The following is a 14,156-nucleotide window of genomic DNA, read 5'->3' on the forward strand; positions in this document are numbered from 1 at the left end:
AGTCGCCAAGCGGCTGGACTTGGGCGGATCAAGCCGAACTTGATGCGACGGCATCAAGTCATTGTTTTCACTTCAGCGCCCGCCGAAGCCGGAGCCGACGGTGATGCCCCTGTAGATCACCCTCTGCAGCACGATCGCGAGAACGACGCCCGGAACCATGGATATCGTCGCGCCGGCCATGATGTAGTTCCAGGAGGTGCCCTGCTGCGTCTGGAACAGAGTGAGCCCGAGCGGCAGCGTTGCCTTGTCGAGGCCGCTGGTGGCGATCAGCGGCCAAAGGAAGCTCTTCCACTGCGCGATGAAGGTGAAGAGCGAGAGCAGGCCGATCGCCGGCATGGCGAGCGGCACGATGACCGTGATCAGGATGCGCAGGCGCGACGCCCCGTCCATCATCGCCGCCTCGTCGAGATCCTTGGGAATGCCGAGGATGAACTGCCGCAGCAGGAAGGTGCCGAAAGACGAGAAGGCGACCGGCAGAATCATGCCGTGATAGGTGTTGATCCAGCCGAGCTTGCTGACGACGAGAAAGAGCGGGATGACCAGCATCACCTGCGGGATCATCAGAGTGCTGAGATAGGTGAGCAGCAGCACTTCCCGTCCGGGGAACCGCAAGCGTGCAAACGCATAGGCGGAAAGGCAGGAAACCACGAGTACGATCGCGCTCACGCCGCAGGCGACAATGAAGGAATTCATCAGGAACGTGCCGAAGGGCAGCGAAACCAGCGCCTCGACGAAATTGCCCCACTGATATTCCTCCGGCAGGATGCGGACCGGCACGGCCAGCACCTCGGTATTGGAGCGCACCGCGTTCGATACCATCCAGAAGAAGGGGAAGAGGAAGAGCAGCGCGATCAGCGACAGGCCTGCATAGCTGATGAAGGTGCCGATCCGCCGCAGGATGCGATGCCGGCTCTGGGATTGGGAATGCGGATGCCGTGAGGTCGCTTCAGTCGTCATAATGCACCCATTTGCGCTGCATGTGGAACTGCAGGATGGTGAGGCCCATGATCATGACGAACATCACCCAGGCAAGCGCCGAGGCATAACCCATCTGGAAATTGGTGAAGCCCTTCTGGTAGATGGCGAAGCCGAGGGTCGCCGTCGCCGAGCCCGGGCCGCCGCGCGTCATGGCGAAAATCTCGTCGAAGACCTGGAGCGATGTAATGGCCGTCATGACGGTGGCGAAGAACACCGTCGGCGAGATGAGCGGCAGGCGGATGCGCCAGAAGCGCCGCCACGGACCCGCCCCGTCGATCATCGCCGCTTCGAGATAGTGTTTCGGCACCAGGTCGAGCGCAGCGTTGAACATCACCACGTTGTAGCCGACATTGGCCCAGAGCGTGACGAGCACGACCGCCTGCATCGCCCAGCTGGAACTCAGCAGAAAATTCGGCAGGCCGAGGCCGAGCCACCGGATGACGCTGTCGGCGAGCCCGTCCGGCGTAAAGATCAGCAGCCACACCACGGAGGCTGCGATCGTCGGGGTAAAGGTCGGCAGGAAGAAGATCACCCGGAAGATCGCCTTGCCGCGCTTGAGGCTCGATATCCAGACCGCCAGCGTCAGCGACACGATGATATTCAGGGCCAGATATTCGACGGCGAAGAACAGCGTATTGCCCAATATCGTGTAGAAGGCGGGATCGACGGTGAAGAGCTTGATATAGTTCTGAAAGCCGACGAAGGACGGCGTCGTCAGCAGCTGCCAGTTGGTGAAGGACAGCGCCAGCGACGCCAGGATCGGCAGCGCCATGAAGATCATGAAGCCAAGGAAACTCGGCAGCAGGAACAGCATGGCCGTCTGCGTCTCGGGCTTCAGGAAGCGCCTGGGCTGAGCGGGTCGCAGGCCGATTTCGGCAACGGCGCTTTCCGACATCTTTTCCTCCATGCGCGGCAGCTCCCGCCGCCGAGCTCTAGCGCGACACGCTCTATTGCTGCGCAAGGCTCTGGATGGTTTCCATCGTCTGCTTGGCGTCGGCGCTGCCGCCAAAGGCGGGCGGAAAATACTGGTTGAACAGGTTTTCCACCGCCGCCCAATTGTTGGTGATCGCATAGGGCACCGAATGGGCCAGCGAATAATCGAGCGCCTCGCCGCCATTGGTGATGTCCTTGGCCGCCACCTTATACCAGGAGGATTGCGACGCCCTGCGGGCCGGGAGCGCGCGGCCCTGTTCGGCGAGATATTGCAGCGCCTCGGGACTGGTCAGCACCTGGATCGCCTTCCAGGCCGCATCCTTGTTCTTGCTCGTCGTGGCAATGCCGAAACCGGAGCCGGCCGTGACGGCGGCAAGGTCCTTGTCATTCTCGCGCGGCAGGGTGGTGAGGCCGATCTTGAACTTGGCTTTGTCCTTCATGCCGATGATCGACCAGGGACCATCGATATACATGGCGACATTGCCCGAATTGAACCGGCCCTGGATGACCGTGCCGGCATCGGCGCTCGATGGCACCAGCGGCGCGATCTTGTCCTTTGCGGCAAAGCCGATCACCCTGTCGGCAGCGGCGATGGCGCTCTGATTGGTAAGGTCGAGCTCTCCTGAATCATTGACATATTTGTCGCCCCAGGCCGAGGCGAGGACCGAATAGTTCTGGGGCGTGATGCCGAAACCGTATTTGCCGTCCTTGGTGAGTTTCTTTGCGGCGTCGGTGAATTCGGCGAGTGTCCAGCCCGGCTTCGGCAGCGGAACGCCGGCGGCTTCCAGCGCATCCTGGTTATAGTAGATGACCCATGGACCGACGTCATAGGGCAGGCCGTAGAGCTGCTTGTCGACGGACATGCCGCCGATGATAGAGGTCGTGAAGGCGCCGACATCGAACTTGTCGGCCGCGATCCGGTCGTTCAAAGGTTCGAGCAGCGAATAGAAATTCGGCATGCGCAGCGACTGCATGGAAACGATGTCGGCGAGCTGACCGGATGCAGCCAGCACCGGCAGCCTGGTCCAGTAGTCGACCCAGCCGGTCGTCGTCAGCGTTACCTTGATATCGGGATATTTGGCGGTCACCATTTCGGCCAGGTGCTGCCAGCCCTTGGTGTCGGCATCGGAACCGCTCCACATCTGCCAGGTCAGGTTGATCTGCTCGGCCGATGCTGCTGTAGCAAAGAGGCTGCCGCCGATTGCGGCAAGCAAAAGCGTTTTCTTCAGAACCTTCATGGGTTTCTCCTCCCTCCATGACGCAATGAACACGCGAATGCGACCGAGTTCACGCCTTGAGGATGATCTCGATCACCGGGACGGTAACGTCAGGTCGCCGGACCGGCAGTTCGAGTGTGATCATGCCCTCCGGCACCATCACGCCGATATTGGAATCCACTTCCTTCGTCTGGCTGAGCCAGCGCACCTCGCTGGCGTCGTGCAGGAACTGCGCATAGGCGATCCTGTCGGCGAGGCCTTCGATATGGATGTGGCGATAAGGCCAGTTATAGACATGCAGATAGAGGCGGTTGCCGCGCTGCGTGTAGCGGCAGCCGGCCGGCACTGGAAATGTGGACGGACCGGCGCCGTAGATCGAACGTGCGTTGACCTCCATCCAGTTCTGGTAAACCTCGAGCGCGGCGATGGCACGGGCATCGAAGGTGCCGCGGCCGGTCGGGCCGACATTCATCAGCAGGTTGCCACCGAGCGCAACGGAATCGATCAGCAACTGGATGATCTGTTCCGAGCTCTTCCAGCTGTCCTCGTCGCGATGATAGCCCCAGGAACCGCTGAAGGTGTGGCAAGCTTCCCAGAGCACTCCCTGGCTGGCGATGGCAGGCGCCACGCGCGGCGTGTATTGTTCCGGCGTTGTGATGTCGGGCAGCTTGCCCGGTGGCAGATCAAGACGGTTGTTGACGATGATTTCCGGCTGCAGCTCGCGCACCAGCTCCAGCAACTTCTCGCTCTCCCAGTCGGCGCGCCCCTTGCCGGGCAAGCCGCGATACTCGCGGCGGGGATAGCTGAAATCGAACCAGATGATGTCGACGCGGCCGAAGTCGGTCAGAAGCTCGCGCACCTGCTCGCGCATATAGGCAGCGTAATTGGCGATGTTGCGGCCGGCATTCAGCGACTCGGCTTGCGGATGATTGCGCAAGGGGTGGTGGACGTCGATTGGAAAATCCGGATGGTGCCAGTCGAGCAGCGAATAGTAGAAGCCGATCTTCAATCCTTCTGCGCGGAAGGCCTCGACGAGCGGCGTCAGCAGATCCCTGCCGCAGGGCGTGTTCGGCGCCTTGTAGTCGGTGACCTTGCTGTCCCACAGGCAGAAACCCTCGTGATGCTTGGTCGTCACCACGACATATTTCATCCCAGCGAGACGCGCGCGGCGCGCCCACTCCTTGGGATCGTAAAGATCGGGATCGAAATTGTCGAAATAGCGTTGGTAGTGATCGTCGGTGAGCTCTTCGCGGTTTTTCAACCACTCATGCCGCGCTCCAAGAGCATAAAGCCCCCAATGGATGAACATGCCGAGGCGGTCATGACTGAACCAGGCATGCTTACCCGCTCCCGGCATCGAATTTTCCGGCTGGCGCTCCGAACTCGTCACAGGATTCTCCTCCCTGTTTTTCCGGCTCAACTTCATGTCGAACCGGTTCGGTGAGTGAACATCCTCCTTGATCCAGCCTCTGTCAAGCTAGAATTCACAACTCGTAAATCCCTTAGGAATTTGCCCGTCAGAACATGCATTTAGCCGTGTTCTGTTGCATAGACGAATAAAATCTGACAAAAGAAAGCTGTAGAACCGGTTCGACACAAATGACGACCATACGAGATGTCGCGCGCCTGGCGGGGGTTTCGATCTCGACCGTCTCGCTCGCGCTCAACAGCCCGAGGCGGGTCGGAGCCGAGACGCTCGACCGCATCCAGCAGGCGATAACCTCGACTGGCTACCGCATCGACCCCGTGGCCCAGACGCTGGCGCGGGGGCGCAGCTCGCTCATTGGTTTCGTGTCGGCCAATCTCAGCAACATGTTCTTCGGCGACATCCGCCGCGAGATCGAACATCAGGCGCTCGACCACGGATATTTCGTGCTGATCGCCGATTCCTCCGGCCGGGCCGATCTCGAACGGGCGCTCTTGGAGCGGCTGCAGGCGCAGAAGATCGCAGGCATCGCCTTGGCGGCAAACGGACGCGGCGAGGAATACGCGACCTTCCTGCGCGACTTCAAGACGCCGATCGTGATGTTCGACCAGAAGGTGGAGGGCGCCGAGCGCGACTTCGTCGGCTCCGACAATCCGCTGACGACGACGATCCTGACCGAGCACCTGCTGCAACTCGGCCATCGGCGCATTGCCTTCATCTCCGGCCCGAGCGGCCTGCACACCGCCGACGAGCGCCTGAAGGGCTTCGTGGACACGATGGCCGGCGCCGGCGTCGACGTCGACCCGTCGCTCGTGGTCGAGGGCGGCTATACCAGGAGCGGCGGCCATACGCAGGCGATGCGCCTGCTCACCCGCCGCGACCGGCCGACCGCCATTATCGGCGCCAACAACATGACGGGGCTGGCAACCCTGCAGGTGATGCAGGAAATGGGCTTTCGCTGCCCCGACGACGTCTCGCTGGCAATGGTCGACGACGTGCCTTGGAGCAACGTCATCACGCCCCGCATCACCATGGTCGTGCAGGATGCTCAGAAGCTCGGCCAATTGGCGGCACAGCGCCTGCTGGCCAGGATCGCAAGCCCCGAAGCCGCCGCCGAGCCGCCGCAGGATTTCATCCTGACGCCGAGATTCGTGCGCGGGGAGTCGACAAGGCGGCTGTAAGGGCTTCTACCGATCCTCACGCGTATGCCAAAGCCGCAATACGTAGATCGTCGACTGCTGGATTTCATAGGGTAGCTCATAACGGCCAACGAGAATGCGGCGGACCTCACGAGGATCTAACTCCTAAAGCCGTTCACCAAGACGCGGCTGTTCGAGCATTCGTGCGGGGGCTGCCGTCAGTGCTTGCACAGTTCGGGCCGCGGTCGACGGGGGGAGAGAAAGTCGTACAAGCGGGCAATGTCCGAGACCGCTTTGCTCGTCCACTTGACTTCCATCAACGGGACAACGAAATCGGCGCGTCGCCATCGAGACTATTGGCCCAGGCTTGAAGAGACTGGTGATCGACAACGTTGCCGCTATCCACGTCGGCCAACGCCTCAAGCGTCAAACGCCGGCGCTCCTCTTCCTGGTCAATCCATGCAGTCAGGGCCTGCTTGACGATCCAGCCCCGCGAACGTTCGAGCCGAGATGCGAGCTGATCGACCTTCTGCGCAAGCGCCAATGGAACATGGGCCGTCAGAACTTTGGTCTCCATCGAAAACTCCTCATCATCAACCATCTATAATCATAGCGATCAATTTTGATTTCATCCAAAACTATAGATCATGACGTCCGACTGAGGCTTGCCGGCAGGCTGACGCAACGTTGAGGTTGTCAGAAATACAATGCCGAATTTTCATTGCCCAAAGCAGTCGAGGAGGAAAAACGGCTGGACGATCAGGCCGCCCGCAATGCCATGCGCGAGCATCTGGTCGGCAGCCAAGCAAGATATCGCAACCTGCTCAAGGATCTGCGAAGCTTTACCAGCTAAGGCCGGCGCAAAAAGCTGCAACTGTTCTGACATCTCCAAACCAATCGCCATCCCAGCCGCTGCGCGCAAATCTGCTGATCCGTTTCACAGCCGCGTTTATTGTAAAACCCATGCGCACCCGCATCGGCGTGATGTTTGGACTGCGGCTGAAAGCTAGTTGAAAGCTTCGACGTCTTAGGAAAGGGCTGCATCGTGGAGGAGACACGGTCAAGGTGACGAGACGACGATGCGGGTAAACCATCAGGAGGAGATTTCCATGCGTTCTTCACGCAACCTTTTTCACACCGTCGCTTTTTCCGCGCTTCTTACTGCAGCATCATTCACGGCGAGCGCCGCCAGCGCCGCCGACAAGATCACCATCATGGTCGGCGGCTATGAGAAACAGATCTATCTGCCCGCCAAGCTCGCCGAATCCCTCGGATACTTCAAGGATGAGGGTCTAGACGTCGAACTGCTGAACGAAGCAGCTGGCGTCGATGCGGAAAACCAGCTGCTGGCCGGCGCCGTCCAGGGTGTCGTCGGCTTCTATGACCACTGTGTTGACCTCCAGGCCAAGGGCAAGTTCGTCGAATCCATCGTCCAGTTCAGCCAGGCGCCGGGCGAGGTCGAAATGGTTTCGAACAAGCACCCGGAGATCAAGTCGCCGGCGGACTTCAAGGGCAAAAGCCTCGGCGTCACCGGCCTCGGCTCCTCCACCAACTTCCTCACCCTCTTCATGGCCTCCAAGGCCGACCTAAAGCCCGGCGACGTCGTCACCGTTCCGGTCGGCGCCGGCGGCACCTTTATCGCCGCTATGCAGCAAGACCAGATCCAGGCCGGCATGACAACGGAACCGACGATCTCGCGCCTGATCAAGACAGGCGAAGCGAGCGTTCTCGTCGACATGCGTACGGTCGAGTCGACCCGTCGGGCGCTCGGCGGCACCTATCCGGCCGCTTCGCTCTATATGGAAGCCTCCTGGGTCGACGCCCACAAGGAAGAGGCGCAGAAGCTCGCCAATGCCTTTGTCAAGACGCTGAAGTACATCAACACGCATTCTGCCGCCGAGATCGCGGACAAGATGCCGAAGGATTTCTACGTCGGCGACAAGGACGGCTACGTCAAGGCTCTCGACGCGGGCAAGGGCATGTTCACGCCTGACGGTGTCATGCCGGAAGATGGTCCGAAGACGGTGCTTGCCGTGCTCTCGGAGTTCTCCAAGAACGTCAAGGGCAAGCAGATCGACCTTTCCAAGACCTACACGACGGAATTCGTCAAGAACGTCAAGTAACGCGTCGCGCCGCTTTCGGCTGCAACCGTAAGCGGGCGTCCGATTGGTCCATGGGCATTGCGTGCATGCGCCCAAAGCACGCCTCAGGTATCATCATGCAACAGGATAATAAGCAGATCCCGGCGATCGAGCTGATCAATGTCAGCCGGCGTTTCGTCTCGCCGACCGGCAAATCCCTCACAGCACTTCGCGATTTCAACATGACGGTCGCCCGGGGCGAATTCGTCGCCGTCGTCGGCCCGACCGGCTGCGGCAAGTCGACGACGCTCAATCTTGTGACGGGCCTCGCACGCCCGAGCGCCGGCGAAGTGCGGCTGATGGGCGGTCCGATTGCCGGCATCGACCCGCGTGTCGGCTTCACGTTTCAGACGGATGCGCTCTTCCCCTGGAAAAACGTGATCGAAAACGTCATGGCCGGCCCGCTGTTTCGCGGCAAGTCACGCGCCGAAGCGGAACAGAGCGCCCGCGACTGGCTGGCCCGCGTCGGCCTGTCGAAGTTTCTCCACCACTATCCCCATCAGCTTTCGGGCGGCATGCGCAAGCGCGTCTCGCTGGCACAGACCTTCATCAACGAACCTGAGATCCTGCTGATGGACGAGCCCTTTTCGGCGCTCGACGTGCAGACCCGCACGGTCATGCACGAAGAACTTTTGAAGCTCTGGGCGGAGCGCAAAGCCTCGGTGGTGTTCGTCACCCACGATCTCGAAGAGGCCGTGGCGCTTGCCGACAAGGTCTATGTGCTCACCGCCGGTCCCGCCACGGTCAAATCGGTCTACCCGATCGACCTTCCCCGCCCGCGCGTGGTGTCGGAGATCCGCTACGAGCAGAGCTTCATCGACTACTGCAAGACGATCTGGGAAGACCTGCGCGAAGAGGTCGAGACCAGCTACCGCCGCGCAAGCGAAGCGGCCTGACGGAGGATATCATGGCAAGCACGACTTTCGAGGCCGGTTCGGCCACCCTGTTTCGTCCGGGCACGTCAGATACCGAGATCGAAGCCTCCGCGCTGAAGGCGATACGCCGGCGCAACACGCTCGTACGCTTCTGGCAGATCGCCATCCTGGTCTTCGTGATCGGCATGTGGGAGCTCTCCTCCAACATGCAATGGATCGATCCGTTTTTCTATTCGAGCCCGAGCGGCGTGCTTGAGCGTCTCTATGAATGGGCGACCGAAGGCACCACCGAAGGGTCGCTCTGGTATAATCTCTGGGTGACGATGGAGGAGGCGCTGATCGGTTTCTTCGCAGGCTCGATCACCGGCGTTTTCGTCGGCATCGGCCTAGGCCGCAACCGCTTTCTGTCCGACATTTTCTCCGTCTACATCAAGGCGATCAACTCGATCCCCCGCGTGGTGCTGGCCCCGATTTTCATCATGATCATGGGTCTCGGCCTGCCATCCAAGGTGGCGCTCGCCTTCATCATGGTGTTCTTCGTCGTCTTCGCTAACGCCTTCCAAGGCGTGCGCGAAGCCGACCGCAACATGATTGCCAATGCCCGCATCCTCGGCGCTTCCGACTGGCAGGTGACGCGCACGGTTGTCATTCCCTCGGCGATGAGCTGGATCTTTGCGAGCCTCCACGTCTCCTTCGGCTTTGCGATCATCGGCGCAATCGTCGGCGAATTCGTCGGCGCCCGCTTCGGCATCGGCCAGTTGATCTCGATCGCAAAGGGCACCTTCGATGCCGCCGGCATGTTCGCGGCCATTCTCCTCGTCATGGTCGTCACCCTTGTTGCCGAATACATCATGACGCTGATCGAAAACCGCCTTGCGAAATGGCGTCCGCAGCAGCAGCTCGATACGCAGTAATCCGCCTCCTCCCAAGGCAGATCGAAGCGAAGGCCGGGCGCGATGCCCGGCCTTATTCATTTGATGTGTCGCCTGTTTAAAGCCGAAGCCGCACCGTCACGACGAGGCCGCCGCCTTCAGCAGCACCGAGCGAAACCGAACCTCCGGCGCCTTCGACGACCTCGCGCACGATCGAAAGGCCCAGACCGCTTCCTTCACTTTCCGTTCCCATGATCCGGTAGAACCGTTCGAAAACCTGCTCGCGCTCCTCTTGGGGAATACCCGGCCCGTTGTCTTCGACGGTGACGACGGCACTGCCGCCCGCCTGACCGACGGCGACGGTCACCCGTCCATCGGCTTTGCTATAGCGGATTGCGTTGTCGATGAGGTTGACCAGCATCTCGCGCAGCATCGTCCCGTCGCCTTCGACGATAACGGGGCGGTCCGCCTCCAAACCGAGATCGATGTTGCGCTTGAGCGCCTCTTCGGCATAGGTCTCCAGGATCTCCCGGGCAGCCTTGCTGAGATCGGTCGCATCGCTGCGTGGGCGGCGGCTGCCGGGCTCGGCCCGCGACAAGGTCAGAAGCTGGCTGGCCAGGCGCGAAATCTGCCGCGTGCTGGTGCGCAGGGCAGCAAGCGCCTCGTCGCGGCGGGCTGCATCGTCTTCGCGGGACGCGACACTCGCCTGCGTCGAAATCAGCGCGAGCGGCGTCCTCAACTGATGCGCCGCGTTCGATACGAAGCGCCGCTGTGCGGCCATCTGACTCTGGACGCGCTCCATATAATCGTTCAGTGCATGGACGAGCGGGCGTAGTTCGATCTGAACCATCTCCGGCGGCAGCGGATCGAGACGGTTGCGCCCTCGCTTTCGTACCGCGTCCCGCAGTCTGAGCGCCGGCGCAAGGCCGCGCTGGAGCCCCAGGATGGTCACCAGGCTTGCGAGAAAGACGAGCACGAACTGCTTCGAAAAATCCGAAAGCCACAACTGTCTTCGCATCGCATATTGGCTGTTATGCGTCACGGCGACGGTCACCGAGATCGTGCCGTCGTTGGGAAGACCGACGACCGGATGATCGAGCATCAGGACGCGCACATCGGCGCCGTGGAAGGCGCGATCCTCGCCGGCGCGCTGGACGGCCGGCAGCGGCAGATCGGGAAAGCCGCTCACCAGATTGCCCCAGGCGGTGATGACCTTGTAAAAGACACGGTCGCCGAAGCCGGTATCGAACATCTCGAGCGCGGCCGGCGGCACATCCACCTGAACATTGCCGCCCTCGTCGACGCGCACCGCCTCGGCGATGACGCGCGCCGAGGCGAGGAGCGTTCGATCCGTCACCAGCTTTGCCGTCGCGTCGGCCGACCAGAAGCTGTCGTAGAGATTGAAGGCGATGGCGCCGAAGAGCGTCAGCAGGACCCAACAGAGCAGTTGCACCCTCAGACTCTGGCTGAGCCGCACGATCGTTCCGCCGGCCTTTGTCACGACACTATTGGACATGTCTGAGGAGATAGCCGAGCCCGCGCAGCGTCGCGATCTGAACCGAACTGTTCTCGAGCTTCTTGCGCAGCCTGTGGACGTAGATTTCGATGGCGCTGGGATCGGCCTCGTCTTCGAAACCGAAGACGCTTTCGGAGAGGGCGGCTTTCGAGACCGTGGTGCCGAGCTTCATGACGAGCTGTTCGAGTACGGCATATTCCCGCGGCGTCAATTGCAGCGGTTCGTCTGCGACGAAGAACTGCCGCGTCCCGCCGGAAAAACGCAGGTTCCCGACGGTGATCTCGGAGGATGCCCGGTCCTGGCCGCGGCGCACCACGGCACGGATCCTCGCCTCGAGCTCAGCGATTTCGAAAGGCTTGGCGAGATAGTCATCGGCGCCGCTGTCGAGCCCGGCCACACGGCCGTCCAGGCTCGCATTCGCAGTCAGGATGATGACCGGCAGCTTGCTGCCGGACTGTCTCAGCCGCTTCAAAAGCGTCAGCCCGTCAAGCTTGGGCAGCGAAAGGTCGAGAATCATCGCCGAATATTCCGCCACCTTGAGCAGATGCTGGGCGTCCTCGCCGTCATAGGCAAGGTCGATAGTGTACTGCGCCTGCCGCAGGGCTTTGCCCAGCCAGGCCGCCAGATCCTTGTTGTCCTCCACCACAAGCAGTCTCATCCAACCCCCTTAACACGTGAGCAGGGCTTGGCGGAAGCGTGCGCATGCAAGGCCGGCAGGCGTCGGATATCGCCTTCCCCTCCGGCGTCAATCTCATTCATGGCATCCATTGGCGCGAATTGTCCGCAATTTGTCCAGTGCGGGCATTTTCCTGTGGCTTGAGATTGCCGAATATGGCTTCATCATCAACATCCAAGGAGCAAGAAATGTCCGGCTATGATACCATTCTTCTCGTCATCGACGCCCAGGAGTCCTTCCGGCAGCGTGATTATTGGGATGAAAGCCTCGCACCCGCCTATATTGAACGCCAGCAGGCTCTGATCGACGGCGCAGAAGCCCGCGGAATACCCGTCATCCAGATCTTTCATATCGATGGACGCGGGCCGTTTTCAGAAGGCTCGGGCTTCGTCAGAACGCTCGCCCCTCTCAGGATCGCTCCCGACGCCACCTTCAGGAAGAGCCGTCATAGTGCACTCGTCGGTTCCGGCCTCGACGTGTGGCTGACCGAGAATAGCGTTCGCCGCATCATCGTCTCCGGCATCCGCACCGAACAGTGCTGCGAGACCACGACCCGTCATGCCTCGGATCTCGGTTATCAAGTCGACTACGTCGGCGACGCGACCCTGACCTTCCCGATGACCGACGCATCGGGACGCACATGGAGCGCCGGGGAAATCCGGGGCCGCACGGAACTGGTCCTGTCGGGCCGTTTCGCCCGGATCGCCACCGTCGAACAGGCGCTGGCGGGGCGCGGAGAGCAACTCGCGGCATGACTGATACAGCGCAGCCCTTCGATATCCCGGTCTTCGCAGTCGTGCCGCCGCGCGTGCTGCTGCTCGACATCGCCGGTCCGATCGAAGTGCTGCGCAAGGCGAACCTCGAACAAAAGGCAGTCCGTTTCAGCGTCACCTACGTCGGTCCGTCGGCAACCGTTGGCAGCTCGATCGGCCTTGCGGTGACTGGTGTCGCCGCCTTGCCGGAGCGATTGCCCGATCGTGCGCTTGTGGTCATCGCCGGCAGCGCCGACGCGCCGATGGAAAACAATGGTCCCTGGGACGAAAAGGAGCGTGCCTCCCAGGCCGCGATCGTCGCCTGGCTGAAGCGGGCCATTCGCCCGGGCGTTCGGCTGGCCTCCATCTGCTCGGGCGCCTTGCTCGCCGCCGAGGCCGGAATGCTCGACGGCCACGAATGCACCACCCATCACGGCTGCATGGAGGACTTGACAAGGCTTGCGCCGACCGCGCGCATCCGGGACAATCGGCTCTACGTCGAGGATGGGGAGCGCCTCACGAGCGCCGGCATCACCGCCGGCATCGACCTCATGCTACATATCGTTGCCGAAGCGGCGGGACATGCCTGTGCGCTTGCGGTGGCGCGCTATCTCGTCGTCTATCTCAGGCGCGGCGGCTCGGATCCGCAGCTTTCGCCCTGGCTCGAAGGCCGCAACCATATCCACCCGGCCATCCATCGTGTACAGGATGCAGTCGCCGCCGATCCTTCCCGCGACTGGTCGGTAGCCTCGCTCGCGCGCCTCAGCGGCGCCAGCCCGCGAAACCTCTCACGGCTGTTCAACGAACATACCGGCATGAGTGTCACGGATTTCGTCAACCGCATGCGCGTAGCACTCGCCCGGGAGATGCTCGCCGGCTCAAGGCTGGATATGGAGGCCGTGGCAATGCGCGCCGGCTTCGGCTCGGCCCGGCAACTCCGTCGCGCCTGGAACCGCCTGCATGACAGCCCGCCGAGCGCGGCCCGGACGAAACTGGCGGTGGGCTCATAGAGTAAGAGAAGGGGGCACGCGCCCGTCCTCATCTTCGATGCCGGAGGTTGCAGCGCCGGTTACATCAGCGCCCCAGATTTCGATCTGCGTCAGCGCCGGAAAGGGCGAGATGTCCTCAGCCTTGATCAGGCGGTGCAGTTCAACCCGTTTGAGGATGCGGGTTCGATGGAAAAGCCCTGCGGGCCGGCTCAACAGACCTAGCGTTCGTTCCGGATGTCGTGCAGGAGATCCAGACCGCGCTGGTATTTTTCGGTTTTCTTGCCGGCTTGTTCGGCCTGTCGCAGATTGTCTTCAAGGTCGGCCTGTTTGACTGGCAGGGCCAGCGGATTCGATGCGGAGCGTCTGACGAATTCGTCATCGGTCTCCTCGGGCCGCCGCGTCAAGGCATCCACCGCGGAGATGATTGCCGGCGGGAATCCTTCCTCCCTCAACCTGTCGAGCGTCCAGCCGCTGCCTTTCTCGGCGACGTCGTGAAGATAGGCGACCGTTCGCGCCTCCTCTCCCGACACGAGAAGCGCGACCCGCTGGCAATGCTCGAAGAATGGCCGGCCGGTCTTGTCCACCTGCCCTTCATGCGCCTCTATGGCGATTTGCATGGCATGGTCGAGATGCTGCATCGCG

14 protein-coding genes and 3 pseudogenes are annotated in these 14,156 nt (G+C 61.6%); 7 read left to right on the plus strand and 10 right to left on the minus strand.

The window, feature by feature from the left end; all coding sequences use genetic code 11:
* Positions 1-72 precede the first annotated feature (72 nt).
* From PH551_RS19940 to PH551_RS19955, 4 genes are read right to left on the minus strand one after another with little or no spacing between them, the layout of a single operon-like run.
* The gene (locus tag PH551_RS19940) at positions 73-957 is read right to left on the minus strand and encodes a carbohydrate ABC transporter permease (RefSeq protein ID WP_285194565.1); all 885 of its coding nucleotides are present in this window, start codon (positions 955-957) and stop codon (positions 73-75) included.
* Positions 947-1,873 (minus strand): carbohydrate ABC transporter permease, encoded by a 927-nt coding sequence (locus PH551_RS19945; RefSeq protein WP_285194566.1) that lies wholly within the window; start codon positions 1,871-1,873, stop codon positions 947-949. Before PH551_RS19945 ends, PH551_RS19940 begins: the two co-directional genes overlap by 11 nt.
* A gap of 52 nt (positions 1,874-1,925) precedes the next feature.
* Complete coding sequence (locus tag PH551_RS19950; protein WP_285194567.1) at positions 1,926-3,149, minus strand: ABC transporter substrate-binding protein; 1,224 nt, start codon at positions 3,147-3,149, stop codon at positions 1,926-1,928.
* Between the two features lie 49 nt (positions 3,150-3,198).
* Positions 3,199-4,518, minus strand: coding sequence for an alpha-L-fucosidase (locus PH551_RS19955; protein WP_285194569.1), 1,320 nt, complete (start codon positions 4,516-4,518; stop codon positions 3,199-3,201).
* A gap of 209 nt (positions 4,519-4,727) precedes the next feature.
* On the opposite strand from PH551_RS19955, the gene PH551_RS19960 reads away from it, so the two are divergent.
* Positions 4,728-5,735 (plus strand): LacI family DNA-binding transcriptional regulator, encoded by a 1,008-nt coding sequence (locus PH551_RS19960; protein ID WP_285194571.1) that lies wholly within the window; start codon positions 4,728-4,730, stop codon positions 5,733-5,735.
* Positions 5,736-5,741: 6 nt separating this feature from the next.
* Here PH551_RS19960 and PH551_RS19965 read toward each other — a convergent pair.
* Positions 5,742-6,010: pseudogene (locus PH551_RS19965) on the minus strand (type II toxin-antitoxin system RelE/ParE family toxin).
* The gene (locus tag PH551_RS19970; protein WP_285194650.1) at positions 6,010-6,270 is read right to left on the minus strand and encodes a CopG family ribbon-helix-helix protein; all 261 of its coding nucleotides are present in this window, start codon (positions 6,268-6,270) and stop codon (positions 6,010-6,012) included. The pseudogene PH551_RS19965 and the gene PH551_RS19970 overlap by 1 nt, the downstream one beginning before the upstream one ends.
* Before the next feature lie 177 nt (positions 6,271-6,447).
* Between PH551_RS19970 and PH551_RS19975 the strand changes: the two are divergent.
* From PH551_RS19975 to PH551_RS19990, 4 genes and pseudogenes are all read left to right on the plus strand, one after another.
* Positions 6,448-6,546, plus strand: a pseudogene (locus PH551_RS19975) (GntR family transcriptional regulator); the annotation flags it as partial.
* Between the two features lie 256 nt (positions 6,547-6,802).
* A complete protein-coding gene (locus PH551_RS19980; protein WP_285194572.1) occupies positions 6,803-7,816 on the plus strand; it encodes an ABC transporter substrate-binding protein in 1,014 nt (337 codons plus the stop codon).
* 95 nt (positions 7,817-7,911) lie between these two features.
* Positions 7,912-8,730, plus strand: a complete 819-nt coding sequence (locus PH551_RS19985) for an ABC transporter ATP-binding protein (protein WP_285194573.1) — start codon at positions 7,912-7,914, stop codon at positions 8,728-8,730.
* A gap of 11 nt (positions 8,731-8,741) precedes the next feature.
* Positions 8,742-9,623, plus strand: a complete 882-nt coding sequence (locus PH551_RS19990; RefSeq protein ID WP_285194574.1) for an ABC transporter permease — start codon at positions 8,742-8,744, stop codon at positions 9,621-9,623.
* Between the two features lie 76 nt (positions 9,624-9,699).
* Here PH551_RS19990 and PH551_RS19995 read toward each other — a convergent pair whose 3' ends face one another.
* Both PH551_RS19995 and PH551_RS20000 read right to left on the minus strand, forming a co-directional pair.
* Positions 9,700-11,097 carry a sensor histidine kinase gene (locus PH551_RS19995; protein ID WP_085781727.1) on the minus strand — a complete coding sequence of 466 codons (1,398 nt, stop codon included), beginning with the start codon at positions 11,095-11,097 and terminating at the stop codon, positions 9,700-9,702.
* Entirely contained in the window at positions 11,087-11,755 is a 669-nt protein-coding gene (locus tag PH551_RS20000) for a response regulator (RefSeq protein ID WP_285194575.1), read from the minus strand. Before PH551_RS20000 ends, PH551_RS19995 begins: the two co-directional genes overlap by 11 nt.
* A gap of 206 nt (positions 11,756-11,961) precedes the next feature.
* On the opposite strand from PH551_RS20000, the gene PH551_RS20005 reads away from it, so the two are divergent.
* Together PH551_RS20005 and PH551_RS20010 are read left to right on the plus strand one after the other, a co-directional pair.
* A complete protein-coding gene (locus tag PH551_RS20005) occupies positions 11,962-12,528 on the plus strand; it encodes an isochorismatase family protein (RefSeq protein WP_285194576.1) in 567 nt (188 codons plus the stop codon).
* A complete protein-coding gene (locus PH551_RS20010; RefSeq protein ID WP_285194577.1) occupies positions 12,525-13,535 on the plus strand; it encodes a GlxA family transcriptional regulator in 1,011 nt (336 codons plus the stop codon). Before PH551_RS20005 ends, PH551_RS20010 begins: the two co-directional genes overlap by 4 nt.
* Here PH551_RS20010 and PH551_RS20015 read toward each other — a convergent pair.
* A pseudogene (locus tag PH551_RS20015) lies at positions 13,530-13,714 on the minus strand (carbohydrate-binding protein); the annotation flags it as partial. The gene PH551_RS20010 and the pseudogene PH551_RS20015 overlap by 6 nt on opposite strands.
* An 18-nt stretch (positions 13,715-13,732) precedes the next feature.
* Positions 13,733-14,152 carry an HD domain-containing protein gene (locus PH551_RS20020; protein ID WP_285194578.1) on the minus strand — a complete coding sequence of 140 codons (420 nt, stop codon included), beginning with the start codon at positions 14,150-14,152 and terminating at the stop codon, positions 13,733-13,735.
* Positions 14,153-14,156: the final 4 nt, after the last annotated feature.

This window comes from Rhizobium atlanticum (genome assembly GCF_030182485.1).
In the GTDB taxonomy this organism is placed as follows: domain Bacteria; phylum Pseudomonadota; class Alphaproteobacteria; order Rhizobiales; family Rhizobiaceae; genus Rhizobium.